Below are 16,819 nucleotides of genomic sequence, written 5' to 3'. Positions count from 1 at the left end.
GCCTTGGCAAGGAAAAGACCGCCCGGCGCCTTCTCGCGCCGGGCGGTCCGCATGCGCCGGGATCGGGGTCAGCGGCGCCCCGCCTCCAGCGCGTCCTCGAAGGTGCGCAGCCCGGTCACGGGGGCCTGCACCAGCACCGCCATGTTGCCGGGCTTGTGTTCGTTGCGCAGCATCTTCAGATGCGCGGCCGGGATCTCGGCCCAGGGAAAGACCTCGGACATGCAGGGGTCGATGCGGCGTTCCAGCATCAGCTTGTTGGCGGCGCTGGCCTGTTTCAGATGCGCGAAATGGCTGCCCTGCAGGCGCTTCTGGTGCATCCACATGTAGCGCACGTCGAAGGTGCAGTTGAAGCCCGAGGTGCCGGCGCAGATCACCACCATGCCGCCCTTCTTGCAGACGAAGGTCGAGACCGGGAAGGTCGCCTCGCCGGGATGTTCGAAGACGATGTCGACATTGTTGCCCTTGCCGGTGATGTCCCAGATCGCCTTACCGAACTTGCGCACCTCGTTGAACCACTCCTTGTATTCGGGCGTGTTCACCTTGGGCAGTTGCCCCCAGCACTTGAAGTCCTTGCGGTTGATGACGCCCTTGGCGCCCAGCGACATGACGAAGTCGCGCTTGTCCTCGTCGCTGATGACGCCGACCGCATTGGCGCCGGCGGCGTTGATGAGCTGGATCGCGAAGCTGCCAAGCCCGCCCGAGGCGCCCCAGACCAGCACGTTCATGCCCGGCTTCAGCTCATGCGGCTCGTGCCCGAACAGCATCCGGTAGGCGGTGGCCAGCGTCAGCGTGTAGCAGGCCGATTCCTCCCAGGTCAGGTGGCGCGGGCGCTTCATCAGCTGCTGGGCCTGCACGCGGGTGAACTGGGCGAAGCTGCCGTCCGGCGTCTCGTAGCCCCAGATGCGCTGGCTGGGCGAATACATCGGGTCGCCGCCGTTGCATTCCTCGTCATTGCCGTCGTCCTGGTTGCAATGGATGACGACCTCGTCGCCGACCTTCCAGTTCTTGACCTTGTCGCCCACCGCCCAGACGATGCCCGAGGCGTCCGAGCCCGCGATGTGATAGGGCGCGCCATGGCCGTCGAAGGGGCTGATCGGCACCCCGAGGCCGGCCCAGATGCCGTTGTAGTTGACGCCCGCCGCCATCACCAGGACCAGCACCTCATTGCTGTCGATGGCGGGAGTTTCCACCACCTCGACCTGCATCGCCTTGTCGGGCTCGCCGTGACGTTCGCGGCGGATGGCCCAGGCGTACATCTGCTTGGGCACATAGCCCAGAGGCGGCATCTCGCCGATCTCGTAGAGATCCTTTTCCGGTGCGTCATAGGGCGCGATCGGGGTGGGTTGGTCCAGGGCCATCTCAGAGTCCTCTTTTGCCGCTTTCCGCCGGGCTTCCGCCGCGGCGCAGAATCAGTGCGGGTTGCAGAGCCGGTTGTAAGAGGGTCTGCGCAACATTGCAATATTCCTGACGCGGAAATTGTAATAATCTGTCGTAACGAATCTGCGAACCGCCGCGATGCAGCGGAGACCCGCGCCTCGTCCCTTGCGCGGGCATTTCCAAGGCCTTGTCGATCGTCCCGCTGCCACCCCGGTCGGGCCTTGGCCAGCAGCCGGACGGTGCAGGGCCGGGCTTCCCGCGCCGGTGTCCGGCCGAGCGGAAAACCGATGTCCGCCGCGGCAATGGAATAATTCATTCATTTAGCTCGCCAGGGCGCGTCATCGCTCGGCTTTATGACGGGCTTGGACAACTTGTCCGGCCGGATGGACATATTGTCCATTGAAATCAATATCTTCAATTCAGAAACTGCCTGCGCGACCCAAGGGGGAGGGTCTTGCGACGGGCCTTGATCCTCAGGAAGGGGCGGGGCGACACGGATCTTGCGATCCACTCCGGATGCCACACGCAGTCTATTTCAGGGGAGGGAAGCGATGACAGCCATAGAAGACGCTACGGGATTCCGAACGCCATTACTGTCTCGCGAGCGCACGATTGCGCAGCCTGGCTTCAACCGGTGGCTGGTGCCGCCAACCGCGCTGGCGATTCATCTGTGTATCGGCATGGCCTACGGCTTTTCGGTGTTCTGGCTGCCCCTGTCGCGGGCCATCGGCCTCAGCGCGCCTGTTGTCTGCGAAGGGATGAGCGTCCTTGCGGCGCTGGTGACGACCAGTTGCGACTGGCGCATCGCGGATCTGGGCTGGATCTATACGCTGTTCTTCGTTCTGCTGGGCTCCTCGGCGGCGCTGTGGGGCGGGTGGCTGGAAACGGCGGGGCCGCGCAAGGCCGGGGTCGTCGCGGCATTCTGCTGGTGCGGCGGCATGGTCATTTCGGGCATCGGGGTGATGAGCCATCAGCTTTGGCTCATGTGGCTCGGCTCGGGCTTTATCGGCGGGATCGGGCTGGGGCTTGGCTATATCTCCCCGGTCTCGACGCTGATCAAGTGGTTCCCGGACCGGCGCGGCCTGGCGACGGGAATGGCGATCATGGGCTTTGGCGGCGGCGCGATGATCGGGGCGCCGCTGGCGGACCGGCTGATGAACCATTTCCAGTCCCCGACCGAGGTCGGCGTCTGGCAGGCCTTCTTCGTCATGGCCGCGATTTACTTCGTGTTCATGATGGCCGGGTCGTTCGGCTATCGCGTGCCGCCCGCGGGATGGAAGCCCGAAGGCTGGCAGCCCAAGGCGCGCGCGCCTCGGGGCGAGATGATCACCCAGCATCATGTGCATGTGGGGGATGCGCACAAGACGCGGCAATTCTGGCTGATCTGGCTGGTGCTGTGCCTGAATGTCTCGGCCGGGATCGGGGTGATCGGCATGGCGTCGCCGATGCTGCAGGAGATCTTTGCCGGCCGCCTGGTCGGACGGCCCGATCTGGGCTTCACCCAGCTGGATGCGGGCCAGAAGGCGGCGGTCGCGGCGATTGCCGCCGGCTTCGCGGGGCTGCTGTCGCTGTTCAATATCGCCGGGCGGCTGTGCTGGGCCTCGGCCTCGGACCGGCTGGGGCGCAAGACCACCTATTTCATCTTCTTCGGGCTGGGGATCGTACTTTACACCCTGGCGCCAAGCGCGGCGCATTCGGGCAACCAGGTGCTGTTCGTGGCGATGATCTGCGTCATCATCTCGATGTATGGCGGCGGGTTTTCGACCGTGCCGGCCTATCTGGCGGATGTCTTCGGCACGCAGTTCGTGGGCGCGATCCATGGCCGGCTGCTGACCGCCTGGGCCACGGCGGGGATCGTCGGTCCGGTGGTGGTCAACTATTTGCGCGAGGCGCAGATCGCGGCCGGCGTGCCGCGGGCGCAGGCCTATGACTATACCATGTACATTCTCGCGGGCTTTCTTGCCCTGGGCCTCGTCTGCAACGCCCTGGTGCGGCCGCTGGACGAGAAATGGTTCATGAAGCCCGAAGCGGTCGCGGCCCTGCAGGCCAGCGCCGCCACGGCCGGCCCTGTCCAGAGCGGGTCGTTCGGCATCGACCGCGGGCGTTTCGACCTTGCTGCGCTGCTGGCCTGGGCGGCGGTCTGCATCCCGCTGGCCTGGGGCGTGTGGATGACCGCGATGAAGACGGCGGCGCTGTTCGGATGAACCGGCCGCCCGGCATCGGCGGCCATGGCGCCGGCATGGCCGCAGGGGCTCTTGCCGGTCACGCCGCGGGCAGCCAGATGCGGAAGCTGCTGCCGCCGCCGCTGCCGCTGCTGACGGCGATGCTGCCGCCCTGCCGCTCGATCAGCCTGCGGCAGATCGACAGGCCCAGGCCGGTGCCGCCGCGGCCCGCGCGGCCAGTGACGAAGGGGTCGAACAGGCGCTCCTGAAGCGCCGCCGGGATGCCCTCGCCATCGTCGGCGACCTCCAGCAGCACCCCCGGCGCGCCGCCGCGATCCTCGTTCCGCCCGAGGATGCGGATCTCGCCGCCCTCCGGCATGGCATGGACCGCGTTGACGATCAGGTTGACCAGCACCTGCTGCAAGGCGATGCGGCCGATGCGGACCGCCCGGGTCGCGCGGATGTCCTGGCGCAGCGCGACCGAGGAGCGCGCAAGCATATGCCCCACCAGCGGCAGGCAATCGGCCAGGGCCCGGGCCGGATCGGTGCCAGGATCGGCGGCGGGATCGGTGCCGGGCTGGTCTGCCCGCGCGAAGTCCAGCAGCTGGGTCACGATCTGCGAGATGCGCTGCACCTGTTCGTCGATCAGCCGCAGCTCGGTCTCGGCCGGGGCGGCGGCCGGGCCCAGGGTCTCGCGCAGCACGTCCAGGTTGCCCTGGATCACCGCGAGCGGATTGTTCACCTCATGCGCGATCCCGGCCGAGATCTCGCCCAGGGCGGCCAGCTTTTCGGATTGCACCAGCTGGTAGGTCGCGGCCTCCAGCTCGCGCGCGGCCCGGTGCAGGGCCGCGGTGCGCGCCTCGACGCGCCGGTTCAGGGTGCTGTTCCAGGCGCGCAGCCGCCGGTCGTGTTCCTGCAGCCGCGCCAGCACCCCGTCGAGTGCCAGGGCAAGCGCGCCGATCTCGTCATCGCCGCGGGTGACGCCGGTGCGTGCCGCCAGGTCGCCGGCCCGGACCCTGTCGAAGGTCGCGCCGATCCGCTCCAGCGGCCGGAAGATGCTGCGCGCCCAAAGCAGGAACACCGGCACCGTCACCAGCGCCGCCAGCAGGAAGCCGGCCAGCACCCAGGCCAGGGTACGGCGCTTGGCCTCGGCAAAGGGCTGCTCGAGGATGCCGACATAGATCATGCCGATGGCCTTGCCGGCCCCGTCGCGCAGCGGCGCATAGGCCGAGACATACCATTGCTCCAGCACCAGCGCCCGGTCCAGCCAGACCTCGCCCCGGCCGATCACCCGCTCGCGCACCGCGGCCGAGGCGCGGGTGCCCAGGGCCCGGGCGCCGCCGGCATCGGTGACATTGGTCGCGATCCGCAGGTCGCCCAGGAACAGCGAGGTGGTGCCGCGGCTTTGCTCGGGCAGGCTGCCGGGCGGGTAGACCAGCGCGTTGATGCTGTCCACGACGGAAAGGTTGCCGTTCAGAAGCAGGCCCGCGACCATCACCGCCCCGCCGCCGCCAGTGCCGCCGCCGGGGTCGCTGCCGGAGCCGGGCAGCCTGGCCGCGACGACGGATTGCGCGACCAGGCCCCGGGTTTCCGCCGCCGAGCCGCCCGCGACAGCGTCGCGCGGCCGGCTCATCTCGGCCCGGGCGGCAAGGGCAGGGGCAATGGCGCGCAGCTGCTCCCGCTCGAGCAGGGCAAGCGTGCTGCGCGCCCCCCGCGCCGGGGCCGGCCCTGCCGGCGGGCCGGGCCGGGCCCCGGCGGGGCTGGCGGCCAGGATCCGCCCGTCCGGCCCGGCCAGGTAAAGGTAGTCCAGCCCCAGCCGCCGGCGCTGCCTGTCCAGCAGCGCCGCCATGTCGGTCGTGCGGGAAAATTCCGCCGAGCGCGCCAGCATCTCGATCCGCTCGCCGGTCGTGTCCAGGATATGGTCCAGGTATTGCCTGGCCACGGTCAGGTCGCTGTTGACCTTGACCAGCAGCAGCCGGTCGAATTTCAGCGACCATTGATACATGGTCAGCCCCAGCAGGACCGGCAGGATCACCAGCACCGGCAGCAGGGCGATGGCCAGCAGCTTGTGGCGGACGGAATGGCGGATTGGCCGCGCCGCCTCAGCCATTCCAGTCCGCCAGCCTGCGGTCGATGGTCTTGCGCGAGATGCCCAGCCGCGCCGCCGCCGCCTCGCGGTCGCCGTCGAAGGCGGCCACCGTGCCCAGGATGGCGCGGCGCTCGATCTCGGCCAGGGTCGGGCCGTCGCGGCCGCCGAGGGTGGCGGTCAGCGGCGTGAACCGGCCCAGGATCAGCGCCCGCTCGACGGCGTTGCGCAATTCGCGCACATTGCCGGGCCAGTCATAGGCGGCCATGTTCGCCCGCACCTCGGGGGTGATCGGCACCGCCGGCAGCCCCAGCTTGCGCGACAGCCCCTCCATGAACAGCGCGGCCAGGTCGAACATGTCGCCGCCGCGTTCCGCCAGTCGCGGCATCGCGATATGCAGCACGTTGATGCGGTAAAGCAGGTCGGCCCGCAGCCGCCCCTCGGCCACGGCACGGTCCAGGTCGGTGCTGGCGGCAAAGACCAGCCGCAGGTCCACCACGGTCTCGCGCTCGGAGCCCAGCGGCCGGATGCGGCGGTCGTCGATGGCATGCAGCAGCTTGGCCTGCAGGCCGACCGGCAGTTCGGCGACCCCGTCCAGGAACAGCGTGCCGCCGCGGGCCGAGGCGAACAGCCCCTCGCGGTCGCGGTCGGCGCCGGGAAAGGCGCCCCGGACATGGCCGAACAGCTCGTCCTCCAGCATGTCGGGCGGGATCGCGGCGCAGTTCACCGCGACGAAGGGCATCTCGGCCCGGTCCGACAGCGCGTGGATCATTCGCGCCGCGACCTCCTTGCCGGTGCCGGAATCGCCGGTGACCAGCACCGAGCTGGGCGCCGCCGCGACGCGCGCGATCAGCTGGCGCACCCGCTCGATGGCGGGCGAGCTGCCGATCAGCTCCTCGCGCATCCGGCCCAGGTCGACATTGTTGCGCAGCTCCTGCTGCAGCACCAGGTTCTCGCGCCGCAGCCTTTCGCGGTCCAGGCAGCGCGCCGCCGCCGCCAGCAGCTGGTTGGTGCGAAACGGCTTCAGCAGGAAATCCGAGGCGCCGGCCTGCACGGCCCGGATCGCCGTTTCCAGGTCGGCATGGCCGGTGGTCATGATCGCGGGCGGAAAGAAGCCCAGGGCCCGCTGGTCGCGCAGCCATTCCACGCCGCGCTGCCCCTCCATCATGTTGTCGAGGATCACCAGGTCGAAATCGGTCTCGGCGATCAGCCTGCTGGCCTCGGCCGTATTCGCCGCCAGCCGGAGGCCGCGGCATTTGGGCGCCAGGATCCGTTCCAGGAAATGGCGCATCCCCGGTTCGTCCTCGATCACCAGGATCGTCGCCTGCGCCAGCGCCCCGCCATCGGCGGCGGCCGGCACGGCACGGGGGTCGTTCTCGCCTGCCATGCTGCGCTCCCTGCCCGGACAGTCGCACCGGGAACCGCTCCCTGGCAAGCATTCCGCGCAATCCAGAACAAAAGATCAACAGACAGTTTGTCCAAAAAATACAGACAAAATGTCCGGATCTCTCGGCAAGGCCGCCTCAGGCGCAACCGGATCTCGGCCTGGGGCCGGCCTGCAAGCGGAAAGCGGGTCTCGGCGAAAGGGATGCGGGTCATGGCAGGGGCGGAATCGGCAGGCATGACGGCCGGCTTTCAAGGCCAAGCCCGCATCGGTCGCGAGAGCGGTGCCTTGCCGGTGGAGAAGGGCGGAACGGGTGGGGTCCAGAGCGGCGGTCTTCTGCATCTGCATGGTCGCCAGCCCCGGAGGGCGTGTTGCGACCATCTTCGGCAGCGGCTGTTTCGTCAACGGGAGGAGCCGAAGGGCGGTCGTCAGGCAGAGCGATGAGCGATCCGAACTGCCGGTTTCAGGCCGGTCTGGTAAGTGATTGTAATAAAATAAAATAACTGATCGAACCGATCGGATGGGCGCTAATGACCTGGGAAATGGGTGCCGAAACCCCAGAAATGGGCCTTAACCGCCTGCCGATTCAGTAGCCCGCCGATGATCGCGGCAAAAAACTCTCTCTGCGCTGCGGCGAATTGACCGGGCAGGATTGTTACGCTATCGCTTGGCCAGTCGTAATATTGTTGCGAGGGCAATCGTGGCCGAGAAAGACAAACCCTGGCTCTTCCGCACCTATGCGGGCCATTCGACCGCCGAGAAATCCAACGCACTCTATCGAGGCAACCTCGCCAAGGGGCAGACCGGGCTTTCGGTGGCCTTCGACCTGCCGACCCAGACCGGTTATGACAGCGACCATGTCCTGGCGCGGGGCGAGGTCGGCAAGGTCGGCGTGCCGATCTGCCACCTGGGCGACATGCGCATGCTCTTCGACCAGATCCCGCTTGAGCAGATGAACACCTCGATGACGATCAATGCGACGGCGCCCTGGCTCCTGTCGCTCTATATCGCCGTGGCCGAGGAGCAGGGCGCCGACATCGCCAGGCTGCAAGGCACGGTGCAGAACGACATCATCAAGGAATACCTGTCGCGCGGCACCTATATCTGCCCGCCGAAACCCTCGCTGCGCATGATCACCGACGTCGCGGCCTATACGGCCAAGCACCTGCCGAAATGGAACCCGATGAACGTCTGTTCCTACCACCTGCAGGAGGCGGGGGCGACGCCCGAGCAGGAACTGGCCTATGCTCTGGCCACCGGCATCGCGGTGCTGGACGACCTGAAGACCAAGGTCGAGCCGCAGGATTTCCCGGCCATGGTCGGGCGCATCAGCTTCTTCGTCAATGCCGGCATCCGCTTCGTGACCGAGCTGTGCAAGATGCGCGCCTTCACCGAGCTCTGGGACGAAATCTGCCGCACCCGCTATGGCATCGAGGACGAGAAATACCGCCGCTTCCGCTATGGCGTGCAGGTGAACAGCCTGGGCCTGACCGAGCAGCAGCCGGAAAACAACGTCTACCGCATCCTGCTGGAGATGCTGGCGGTCACGCTGTCGAAGAACGCCCGCGCCCGCGCCGTGCAATTGCCGGCCTGGAACGAGGCCCTGGGCCTGCCGCGGCCCTGGGACCAGCAATGGTCGCTGCGCATGCAGCAGATCGTCGCCTATGAGACGGACCTGCTGGAATACGGCGACCTTTTCGACGGCAACCCGGTGATTGCCGCCAAGGTCGAGGAGCTGAAATCCGGCGCCCGCGCCGAACTGGCGACGCTGGACGAGATGGGCGGTGCCATCGCCGCCATCGAATACATGAAGTCACGGCTGGTCGAATCGAATGCCGAGCGGCTGAACCGGATCGAGGCGAACGAGACGGTGGTGGTGGGCGTCAACCGCTGGCAGCAGGGCGAGCCCTCGCCGCTGACCGCGGGCGATGGCGGCATTATGGTCGTGGACCCGGCGGTCGAGCAGGATCAGGTCGCCCGGCTGCGTGCCTGGCGCGAAGCGCGCGACGAGCCGGCCGTCGAGGCCGCCCTCGCCGCGCTGCGCGATGCCGCGCAGGGGGGGCAGAACGTGATGCCGCCCTCGATCGCCGCGGCCAGGGCCGGGGCGACCACCGGCGAATGGGCGGCGGTGATGCGCCAGGTGCATGGCGAATATCGCGGCCCGACCGGGGTCTCGACCAGCCCCTCGAACCGCACCGAGGGGCTCGAGCCGATCCGCGAGGCCGTGGATGCCGTCAGCCGCCGCCTGGGCCGGCGGCTGAAGTTCCTGGTCGGCAAGCCCGGCCTCGACGGCCATTCCAACGGCGCCGAGCAGATCGCCTTCCGCGCCCGCGACTGCGGCATGGACATCACCTATGAAGGCATCCGCCTGACCCCCGAGCAGATCGTGACCCGCGCCGCCGAGGACAATGCCCATGTCGTCGGCCTGTCGATCCTGTCGGGCAGCCACCTGCCGCTGATCGAGGAACTGATGGAGCGCATGCGTGCAGCTGGCCTTTCGCATGTCCCGGTCGTGGTCGGCGGCATCATCCCCGACGAAGACGCGGAGAGGCTGCTCGGCATGGGCGTGGCGCGGGTCTACACGCCCAAGGATTTCGAACTCAACCGCATCATGATGGATATTGTCGCTCTGGTCGAGCCGAGGGAGGCCGCGGCCTGATCCGGTTGCCCGGTCTCATGAGTATTTGGAAAACGGTGAAAGGAGAGGCCGCGGCTTCATCCTTCACCGTTTCACAAATACTCGCATCGCAGCCATGCCGTCAGCCCTTCGCCGGCAGAAGAAGCGCGGCGATGGCCCCCCCCACACACACGACGGGCGCCACGAGGGGCGGAGGCATGTGATGGGCCGGGCGGCCGCGGCCTGCCGATATCGGCGGCGGCATGGATGCCGTTGCGGTTGGGTCCGGCCTCGGCGTTCGCGACCCCTCGGACATCGCTGCGAAACGGGCAGCGACGTGTCTGCTCAGGACCGGATGGCGCCGGGGCGCGCGGAACGCTTGCGCGGGATGCAGGGCCCGGCCCCAGGCAACCCTGCGGTGGTGCAGCGCGAAGTCTTGCACGTCGCGTCGAACGAGGGCACCGGGAAGTGGCTGACGGGACGGGGCATGGCCCGGTTCCCGAAGTGCGAGGATTCCCCACGGCCGGGGCGGGCCCCGCCGGCGCGCGCTTGACTTTGACGGGTATTGGCCCTATCCACGCCGGGATTCCCGGAAGGTCCGTCCTTCCGGTCCCCGTCTTGCCGGGGATCGCCCCCCGTCAGCGCGTTGCGCCCACGGGGGCGCATCTGTTTATTCGCGCCCGTGCTTTTCGGGCAAACGGCAACCATTGGAGGGCCGCCGATGTTTGAAAACCTGTCCGACCGCCTTGGCGGCGTCTTCGACCGGCTGACCAAGCAGGGCGCGCTGTCCGAGGAGGACGTCGCCGCCGCCATGCGCGAGGTCCGCGTCGCGCTGCTGGAGGCCGATGTCTCGCTGCCCGTGGCGCGCAGCTTCGTCAAGGCGGTGACGCAGAAGGCCACCGGAAGCGCCGTCACCAAGTCGATCACCCCCGGCCAGCAGGTCGTCAAGATCGTCCATGACGAACTGATCAAGGTCTTGCAGGGCGAGGGCGCGCCCGATGCGCTGAGGATCGACAATCCCCCGGCGCCGATCCTGATGGTCGGGCTTCAGGGCTCGGGCAAGACCACCACCACGGCGAAGCTGGCGAAGCGCCTGAAGGACCGCGAGAAGAAGCGGGTGCTGATGGCCTCGCTCGACACCAACCGCCCGGCCGCGATGGAGCAGCTGGCGATCCTGGGCCAGCAGATCGGTGTCGACACCCTGCCCATCGTGCCGGGCGAGAATGCGGTGCAGATCGCCAGGCGCGCCAAGCAGCAGGCGACGCTGGGCGGTTATGACGTCTACATGCTCGACACCGCCGGCCGGCTGCATATCGACGAAGTGCTGATGGACGAGGTGCAGGCCGTCCGCGACGTGGCCAGCCCGCGCGAGACGCTCTTGGTCGTGGACGGCTTGACCGGTCAGGACGCGGTGAACGTCGCCAGCGAGTTCGACGGCAAGGTCGGCATCTCGGGTGTGGTGCTGACCCGGATGGACGGCGACGGCCGCGGCGGCGCGGCGCTGTCGATGCGCGCCGTGACCGGCAAGCCGATCCGCTTCGTGGGCCTGGGCGAAAAGATGGACGCGCTGGAGGCCTTCGACGCGCAGCGCATCGCCGGCCGCATCCTCGGCATGGGCGACATCGTGGCGCTGGTCGAGAAGGCGCAGGAGGTGCTGGAGGTCGAGCAGGCCGAGCGCATGATGAAGCGCTTCCAGAAGGGCATGTTCAACATGAACGACCTGCGGGGCCAGCTTGAGCAGATGCTCAAGATGGGCGGCATGCAGTCGATCATGGGCATGATGCCCGGCATGGGCAAGATGGCCAAGCAGGCCGAGGCCGCCGGCTTCGACGACAAGGCGATCAAGCGCCAGATCGCGCTGATCAACTCGATGACGAAAAGGGAACGCGCCAATCCCGACCTGCTGCAGGCCAGCCGCAAGAAGCGTATCGCCGCCGGGGCGGGCATGGAGGTGTCGGAGCTCAACAAGCTTCTGAAGATGCAGAAGCAGATGGCCGACACGATGAAGAAGCTGGGCAAGATGGGCAAGGGCGGCATGCTGAAACAGGCCATGCGGGCCATGACCGGCAAGGGCGGCGGGCTGCCCGACATGGCCAATGTTGATCCCGAGAAGATGGCCGAGGCCACCCGGATGCTGCAAGACCCCAAGGGGCTGGGCGGCCAGCTGGGCGGCATGGGCCTGCCGGGCGGGCTTTCCGGCCTGTTCGGGAAGAAGTGAGCGCATGATCCGGCTTGCCGACACGCCCGTGCTGACGACCGAGCGGCTGGTCCTGCGCGCCCCGCAGGCCGGCGACTGGCCGGCATGGCGCGATTTCTTCGAAAGCGACCGCGCCGGCTTCGTCGGCGGGCCGATGGCGCAGCCCGGCCAGTCCTGGCGCGCCTTTGGCCATTTCATCGGCCATTGGGTGCTGCGCGGCTATGGCATGTTCGTGCTGACCGAGCGCGGATCGGACCGGGCGCTGGGGGCGGTCGGGCCGTGGTTTCCCGACGGCTGGCCCGAACATGAGATCGGCTGGACGCTGTGGTCCGGCGGGCTGGAGGGCAGGGGCTATGCGCATGAGGCGGCCCTGGCGGCGCGCGATTTCGCGGTCCGCAGGCTCGGCTGGGCGCGGCCGGTGAGCTATATCGACCCGGCGAATGTGCGTTCGGTCGCGCTGGCCCGTCGGCTTGGTGCCGCGCATGACCCCTTGGCGGAGTCGCCGCATTTCGGCGACGACCGCGCGCCGCCGCATGTCTTTCGCCATCCCGCCACAGGTGCGGCATGAATGGCGCGTCCCGTCCAGATGCGGCGCCGCGCATTGCAATCGCTGGAGACCCGAATGAGTGATCCGACCGCCCGCGCCGCGACCCTGCTGAAAGAGCATCGCGCCAGCATCGACCGGCTGGACGCGATCCTGGTCTATACGCTGGCCGAGCGGTTCAAGCACACCCAATCCGTCGGCCGCCTCAAGGCCGAACACGACCTTCCTCCGTCCGATCCCGCCCGCGAGGCGAGCCAGATCGAGCGGCTGGAACGCCTCGCGCGCGAGGCCGACCTGGACCCGGAATTCGCGCGCAAATTCCTGAACTTCGTGATCGCCGAAGTGATCCGGCATCACGAGACCTTCCTTCCCTGAGGCGGGATCTTCCCGCCAACCCCGCCATTCCAAAGGAGAAAACGCAATGGCAATGAAAATCCGCCTGGCCCGTGGTGGCTCGAAGAAACGCCCCCATTACGCCATCGTCGCGTCCGATTCGCGCATGCCGCGCGACGGCCGCTTCCTTGAAAAGCTGGGCACCTACAACCCGCTCCTGCCCAAGGATTCCGAGGATCGTATCAAGATGAACCTCGAGCGCGTGCAATACTGGCTGTCGCAGGGCGCCCAGCCGACCGACCGCGTCGCCCGCTTCCTGGAGGCCGCCGGCGTCAAGGAAAAGACCGAGCGCAAGAACCTGAAGAAGGGCGAGCCCGGCAAGGCCGCCAAGGAACGCGCCGAAAAGCGCGCCGCGCGTGAAGCCGCCGCCAACGCCCCGGCCGAAGAAGCCGCTTCGGAATAATGACCGAGCGGGTCTGCGTCGGTGCGATCGCGGGCGCCTTCGGCGTCCGGGGCGAGGTGAGGCTGAAAAGCTTTACCTCGCAGCCCAATGATATTGCCGCCTATGCCCCGCTTTATACCGAAGACGGCAGCCGCTCGTTCACCGTCCGCCTGACGCGGCCGGTGACGGGCGGGCTTGGCGCCCGGCTGTCGGGCGTCGAGACGCGGGAACAGGCCGAGGCGCTGAAGGGCGTCACGCTCTGGGCCGACCGCGACAAGCTTCCGGCGCTGCCGGACGACGAATTCTACCATGCCGACCTGATCGGCCTGTCGGTCCATGACACCGGCGGGGCGCTGCTCGGCAAGGTCCGCGCGATCTATGACCATGGCGCGGGCGACATCCTGGAGATCCACGGGCCCGGCCGGCGGCGGGTGCTGCTTTTGCCCTTTACCCGCGCCTTCGTGCCCACGGTGGACCTGGCCGCCGGCCGCATCGTCGCCGACCCGCCGGACGAGCAGGAATGAGCGATGCGCCGAGATCCCACGGCCGGCTGTCGATCCGCGCCAGCCTGCAGCCGCGCGACCTGATGGCCGAGCCGCAGGTCAGGGGCGCCTGGACCGCCCAGGTCGTCACGCTGTTCCCCGAGGCCTTTCCGGGGGTTCTGGGCCTTTCCCTGACCGGCAGGGCGTTGACCGAGGGGCTGTGGAACCTGCGCAGCATCGACCTGCGTCCCTTTGGCATTGGCCGGCACCGCAACGTGGACGACACGCCCGCCGGCGGCGGCGCCGGCATGGTGATCCGCCCGGATGTCATGGACGCGGCGCTGCGCGAGGCGGGGGCCGACCTGCCGGTGATCTATCTTTCGCCGCGCGGCAAGCCCTTTACCCAGGCCCGCGCCCGCGAACTGGCGCAGGGCCCCGGCATGACCCTGATCTGCGGCCGGTTCGAGGGCGTGGACCAGCGTGTGCTGGACGCCCATGGCGTCGAAGAGATCAGCATCGGCGACTATGTCCTGACCGGCGGCGAGCTGGCCGCTCAGGTCTTGATCGACGCGACGGTTCGCCTTATACCGCGCGTGCTGGGGAATCAGGACTCTCTGGCCGAGGAATCCTTTTCCCCGGACCATGGCGGCCTGCTGGAACATCCGCAGTACACGAAGCCCGCCCTTTGGGAAGGCCGCGCGATCCCGGAGGTGCTTTTGTCCGGCAATCACGCGGCTATTGCCAATTGGCGGCACGACATGGCCGAAAGGCTGACCAAGGAACGCCGCCCCGACCTGTGGCGGGCATATGAGCAGGCTCATATGGACCCGGCAAAGGACCGACAGCTCTCGGGCGCATCAGACCAATCGCGGGACTACCGCGAGCAACCGAAGGAACCAAAGCGATGAACCTGATCGCCCAACTGGAAGCCGAGCAGATCGCCGCGCTCGGCAAGGACATCCCCGATTTCAAGGCCGGCGACACCGTTCGCGTCGGCTACAAGGTGACGGAAGGCACCCGCACCCGCGTGCAGATGTACGAAGGCGTGGTCATCTCGCGCAAGGGCGGCGGCATCGGCGCCTCGTTCACCGTGCGCAAGATCTCGTTCGGCGAGGGGGTCGAGCGCGTCTTCCCGCTTTATTCGACCAACATCGACTCGATCACTGTCGTGCGCCGTGGCCGCGTCCGCCGCGCCAAGCTGTATTACCTGCGCGATCGCCGCGGCAAGTCCGCCCGCATCGCCGAGGTCAGCAACTACAAGCCCAAAGCCGAAGCCAAGGCCTGAGGAGACGCGCCATGAAAGCAGACATCCATCCCGACTACCACCTGATCGAGGTCAAGATGACCGACGGGACCACCTATCAGGTGCGCTCGACCTGGGGCAAGGAAGGCGACACCATGTCGCTGGACATCGACCCGAACTCGCACCCCGCCTGGACCGGCGGCTCGGCCAAGCTGATGGACACCGGCGGCCGCGTGTCGAAGTTCAAGAACAAATACGCCGGCCTGGGCTTCTGATCCCGCTGCCGACCGGAATTGCGAACGCCGCCCCCTTGGGGGCGGCGTTTCTCGTTGCGGCGGGCGGTGGGCGGCCCTGGCGCGTGCGGTGGCGCAAGGCCGGCCGCGACGGATCGGCGGCTCAATAGGCCAGGCCGAAGATCGGCATCCAGGCCGGCATGCTCGGGGTGCGGTTCAGCGCCAGGCCGGTCAGCTCGCCCCGGCCGGTATCGATCACCACACGGCCGTCGCGATATTCGCGCAGCACCGGGCCCTGCGCGCTTTGATAGGGCGACAGCGCGATGGTGGCATAGCCGCGGTTCGGCCTAGAGAAAACGGCGTGGATCATTGGATCGCTCCTTTCCGGTCGAGGCGATGGATGGCGGTATCCCAGCGCGCCGGATCACGGTGGCGCATCAGGTCGCGCGCGGTCTCGAAGGGGTCGCAGGTGATCAGCCGCAGCGGAATGCCGGAAATGCGATGCGGCTTGCCCGTGCGCCGGTCGATCAGGCTGACGGCATAGCGGGGCGAGGCAGGCATGGCGGCCTGCAGCGCGCGATCGGCAAAGGCCGACAGATGGTTCAGCATGGTCATCTTTGGCTCCTTCCCTTGACTGACCCGGCCGGGGCTTCCGGCACCGCTATATAACGACATAGTTGATCGTGTTTTTCAAGATAAATATCTACCGGCTTTGTCGTGATGAAAGAATGAAGCTGGAACAAACGGTTGAACGGCCGGCGGGGCAGGGCTGTCCCGCTGCGAAAAGCGTGCGCCGGGCCGCGATTCGGCCGGTCTCGGCGCTTTTCATCGTGCCGGGCGCGGCCTATTGTCCGGCGCGACGCGGGCCGGCATCGCAGGGGGATTCGTGGCGCATATCATCGTCGTCGGGAACGAAAAGGGCGGTTCGGGCAAGTCCACGACCTCGATGCATGTGGCGACCGCATTGGCGCGCATGGGCCACCGGGTCGGTGCGCTGGACCTGGACGTGCGCCAGCGCAGCTTCGGCCGCTACCTGGAGAACCGGGCCGCCTTCGCCCAACGCGAGGGGCTGGACCTGCCCACGCCGCTGCTGGGCCGGCTGGAGCCCGAGACGCAGGGCGGCCCGGACCCCTTGTCGCAGGCGGTGGCCGCGCTCGAGGCGGAATGCGACTTCATCCTGCTGGACTGTCCCGGCTCGCATACCCGGCTCAGCCAGATGGCGCATACGCTGGCCGATACGCTGATCACGCCGATGAACGACAGTTTCGTCGATTTCGACCTTCTGGCGCGCCTGTCGCCCGAGGGCAGGATCCTCGGCCCTTCGATCTATGCCGAGATGGTCTGGTCCGCCCGCCAGCTGCGCGGCGAGGCGGGGGCCGGGCCGATCGACTGGCTGGTGCTGCGCAACCGGCTGGGCACGCAGGCCATGCACAACAAGCGCAAGGTCGGTGGCGCGCTGACCACGCTGTCCAAGCGCATCGGCTTTCGCGTGGCGCCGGGCTTCTCCGAGCGGGTGATCTTCCGCGAGCTGTTTCCGCGCGGATTGACGCTCTTGGATCTCAAGGACATCGGCACGGAACAGCTCAACATGTCCAACATCGCCGCCCGGCAGGAACTGCGCGAGCTGATCGGCGAGCTGAACCTACCCGGCGTCAGCGTTTCCTTCTGAAACCCGGCCGGCATTGTTGCCGATGGCCGGCGCCATTATGTTGCGCGGCA

Annotated in this window: 16 protein-coding genes; 11 read left to right on the top strand and 5 right to left on the bottom strand. The window is 67.8% G+C overall.

All coding sequences use genetic code 11. The features are described from left to right. Nucleotides 1-68: 68 nt before the first annotated feature. Nucleotides 69-1,358, bottom strand: a complete 1,290-nt coding sequence (ccrA, locus tag ESD82_RS06425; protein WP_024844943.1) for a crotonyl-CoA carboxylase/reductase — start codon at nt 1,356-1,358, stop codon at nt 69-71. A 570-nt stretch (nt 1,359-1,928) separates the two neighbouring features. Here ccrA and ESD82_RS06420 point away from each other — a divergent pair. Beyond that, complete coding sequence (locus tag ESD82_RS06420; protein ID WP_024844942.1) at nt 1,929-3,581, top strand: OFA family MFS transporter; 1,653 nt, start codon at nt 1,929-1,931, stop codon at nt 3,579-3,581. Nucleotides 3,582-3,639: 58 nt separating this feature from the next. Here ESD82_RS06420 and ESD82_RS06415 read toward each other — a convergent pair whose 3' ends face one another. Further along, nucleotides 3,640-5,649: a sensor histidine kinase gene (locus ESD82_RS06415; protein ID WP_024844941.1), complete on the bottom strand. Its 2,010-nt coding sequence runs from the start codon at nt 5,647-5,649 to the stop codon at nt 3,640-3,642. Continuing rightward, on the bottom strand, nt 5,642-7,012 hold the full coding sequence (locus tag ESD82_RS06410) for a sigma-54-dependent transcriptional regulator (protein WP_024844940.1): 1,371 nt from the start codon (nt 7,010-7,012) through the stop codon (nt 5,642-5,644). The genes ESD82_RS06415 and ESD82_RS06410 overlap by 8 nt, the downstream gene beginning before the upstream one ends. Nucleotides 7,013-7,709: 697 nt before the next feature. On the opposite strand from ESD82_RS06410, the gene ESD82_RS06405 reads away from it, so the two are divergent. The 9 genes from ESD82_RS06405 to rpmE all read left to right on the top strand — a co-directional run bounded on the left by ESD82_RS06405 (nt 7,710) and on the right by rpmE (nt 15,142). Continuing rightward, the gene (locus tag ESD82_RS06405; RefSeq protein WP_147428734.1) at nt 7,710-9,668 is read left to right on the top strand and encodes a protein meaA; all 1,959 of its coding nucleotides are present in this window, start codon (nt 7,710-7,712) and stop codon (nt 9,666-9,668) included. Between the two features lie 679 nt (nt 9,669-10,347). Further along, nucleotides 10,348-11,844 carry a signal recognition particle protein gene (gene ffh / locus ESD82_RS06400; protein ID WP_024844938.1) on the top strand — a complete coding sequence of 499 codons (1,497 nt, stop codon included), beginning with the start codon at nt 10,348-10,350 and terminating at the stop codon, nt 11,842-11,844. 4 nt (nt 11,845-11,848) lie between these two features. After that, nucleotides 11,849-12,391, top strand: coding sequence for a GNAT family N-acetyltransferase (locus tag ESD82_RS06395; protein WP_147428735.1), 543 nt, complete (start codon nt 11,849-11,851; stop codon nt 12,389-12,391). 54 nt (nt 12,392-12,445) lie between these two features. After that, nucleotides 12,446-12,742: a chorismate mutase gene (locus ESD82_RS06390; RefSeq protein WP_024844936.1), complete on the top strand. Its 297-nt coding sequence runs from the start codon at nt 12,446-12,448 to the stop codon at nt 12,740-12,742. A gap of 46 nt (nt 12,743-12,788) precedes the next feature. Next, the gene (gene rpsP, locus ESD82_RS06385; RefSeq protein ID WP_024844935.1) at nt 12,789-13,163 is read left to right on the top strand and encodes a 30S ribosomal protein S16; all 375 of its coding nucleotides are present in this window, start codon (nt 12,789-12,791) and stop codon (nt 13,161-13,163) included. Then, nucleotides 13,163-13,666 carry a ribosome maturation factor RimM gene (rimM, locus tag ESD82_RS06380; protein ID WP_024844934.1) on the top strand — a complete coding sequence of 168 codons (504 nt, stop codon included), beginning with the start codon at nt 13,163-13,165 and terminating at the stop codon, nt 13,664-13,666. Before rpsP ends, rimM begins: the two co-directional genes overlap by 1 nt. Continuing rightward, entirely contained in the window at nt 13,663-14,532 is an 870-nt protein-coding gene (trmD, locus tag ESD82_RS06375; RefSeq protein ID WP_147428736.1) for a tRNA (guanosine(37)-N1)-methyltransferase TrmD, read from the top strand. Before rimM ends, trmD begins: the two co-directional genes overlap by 4 nt. Beyond that, nucleotides 14,529-14,909 (top strand): 50S ribosomal protein L19, encoded by a 381-nt coding sequence (gene rplS / locus ESD82_RS06370; protein WP_024844932.1) that lies wholly within the window; start codon nt 14,529-14,531, stop codon nt 14,907-14,909. The genes trmD and rplS overlap by 4 nt, the downstream gene beginning before the upstream one ends. Nucleotides 14,910-14,920: 11 nt before the next feature. Further along, nucleotides 14,921-15,142, top strand: a complete 222-nt coding sequence (rpmE, locus tag ESD82_RS06365) for a 50S ribosomal protein L31 (protein ID WP_011750118.1) — start codon at nt 14,921-14,923, stop codon at nt 15,140-15,142. A 121-nt stretch (nt 15,143-15,263) separates the two neighbouring features. Here the strand turns inward: rpmE and ESD82_RS06360 are convergent, their stop codons facing one another. Further along, complete coding sequence (locus tag ESD82_RS06360; protein WP_024844931.1) at nt 15,264-15,470, bottom strand: hypothetical protein; 207 nt, start codon at nt 15,468-15,470, stop codon at nt 15,264-15,266. Continuing rightward, nucleotides 15,467-15,715, bottom strand: a complete 249-nt coding sequence (locus ESD82_RS06355; protein WP_024844930.1) for a hypothetical protein — start codon at nt 15,713-15,715, stop codon at nt 15,467-15,469. The genes ESD82_RS06360 and ESD82_RS06355 overlap by 4 nt, the downstream gene beginning before the upstream one ends. A gap of 271 nt (nt 15,716-15,986) precedes the next feature. Between ESD82_RS06355 and ESD82_RS06350 the strand changes: the two genes are divergently transcribed. After that, nucleotides 15,987-16,769 carry a division plane positioning ATPase MipZ gene (locus ESD82_RS06350; RefSeq protein WP_024844929.1) on the top strand — a complete coding sequence of 261 codons (783 nt, stop codon included), beginning with the start codon at nt 15,987-15,989 and terminating at the stop codon, nt 16,767-16,769. Nucleotides 16,770-16,819 lie beyond the last annotated feature (50 nt).

It is taken from the genome of Paracoccus pantotrophus (assembly GCF_008824185.1).
Taxonomy (GTDB): Bacteria; Pseudomonadota; Alphaproteobacteria; order Rhodobacterales; family Rhodobacteraceae; genus Paracoccus; species Paracoccus pantotrophus.
This window is presented reverse-complemented; position numbering and strand designations above follow the sequence as displayed.